The sequence below is a fragment of the Dietzia sp. SLG310A2-38A2 genome (assembly GCF_014145095.1).
Classification (GTDB): domain Bacteria; phylum Actinomycetota; class Actinomycetes; order Mycobacteriales; family Mycobacteriaceae; genus Dietzia.
This window is the reverse complement of record NZ_JAALDX010000519.1, coordinates 1-1,286: the sequence shown is the minus strand read 5'-3', so window position 1 is coordinate 1,286 and position 1,286 is coordinate 1. Positions and strand designations below refer to the sequence as shown.

Here is a 1,286-nt window from a genome sequence, read left to right as displayed (position 1 = left end):
ACAGCGCCCGATCGCGTCACGCGGGTGGGGGTCGCCGGCGGCGTGGCCCCGTTCGATCGGATGCCCGGTGCGCGCGAGTCGCTGAACCCGGGCGATCTCGAGGCGCTCTCCCACCTGCCGGACGACCCCGCCCGCGCGGCCGAGCTGTTCCTGTCCGGCAACTCCGGGTTCCTCGACGCGATGCTGTCGGTCAGGGACGACGAGTCAGCGCCGTGGATCGACTGGATGTGGGCGGACAGCGACGCGGCCGTGATCGCAGACCCCGCCTCCCGGCGGGCGTTGTTCGTGAACTTCCACGAGGCCCTGCGTCAGGGAGCCGGGGCGATCGCGTGGGACAACGTCGCCTTTGTCGGCCCGTGGGGCTTCCGGGTCGAGGACGTCCGTGCGCCCGTGCACCTCTGGTACGGCGACGACGACGAGATGGCCCCACCGGTCCACGGGCGATGGCTGGCCGAGCACCTGGGCGGAGCCGACCTGACCGTCTACGCGGGCGAGGGCCACCTGCTGCCGCTGGCCCACTGGGAAGAGATGCTGCGGGCGCTGTCCGGCCGGGGTTGACCCGCGGAGCCGATCCCGACTCAGCCGGCCACCGCGGCGGCGAGGTTGGACAGCGAGTCCTCGAGCTGCTGCTCGGACACCAGCGGGAAGGACACCTTCTTGAGGATCTCCTTGTCGGTGACCTTGCTCCAGTCGTAGGTCAGGCGCACCAGGGTCGACTCGGGCCCACGGTTCTCGAGCTCCCAGACCCACTCCCAGCCGGGGGGCTCGGTGCCGGCGGGCGCGGTCTGCCACGCCAGGATCTTGTCCTTGCCGAACCCGGTGACGTGGTTCTCGGTGCGGTACTCGCCGCCCATGTGCTCGCCCTCCATGTCCATGGAGAACACGTCGCCGACCTGCTGGATCCGGTCGGACTTGTAGTCCCCGCGGACGAAGCCCGAGCCGTCCAACCTGGCGTGGTTCTCCGGGTTGGTGAGGATGTCGAAGATCTCGGCCGCCGAGTGGTCGATCACGCGCTCGACGGTGACGCTCGTAGATGTGGTCATGTCTTCCACCTTGCACGTCGGCGCCGTCCCGTGCATCCGGTCGCCGCGATCCAGGCCGGGTCGCCACCCCGGTGAACTGCGGCTACGGTCGTCAACATGGACCAGTCGACACACCAGACCGAGCCGGCCCCGACCGAGGCCCACGCGACCCGGGGCACGGGGTGGGCCATGCCCGTGATCACGCTCCTCGGGGTGGCGGCCGCCATCGTGGCCGCGTTCGTCGGCAGCGGCGCCCTCGGCGGC

The 1,286-nt window shown here is 71.0% G+C and carries 2 protein-coding genes; one reads left to right on the top strand and one right to left on the bottom strand.

Features of this window, described 5'->3' with window-relative positions; genetic code table 11:
- Positions 1–558, top strand: a 558-nt coding sequence (locus G6027_RS16465; protein ID WP_182638091.1) for an alpha/beta hydrolase, incomplete at its 5' end; no start/stop codon positions are given.
- Positions 559–578: 20 nt separating this feature from the next.
- On the opposite strand, the gene G6027_RS16460 is transcribed toward G6027_RS16465, so the two are convergent.
- Positions 579–1,043 carry an SRPBCC domain-containing protein gene (locus G6027_RS16460; protein ID WP_182638090.1) on the bottom strand — a complete coding sequence of 155 codons (465 nt, stop codon included), beginning with the start codon at positions 1,041–1,043 and terminating at the stop codon, positions 579–581.
- Positions 1,044–1,286: the final 243 nt, after the last annotated feature.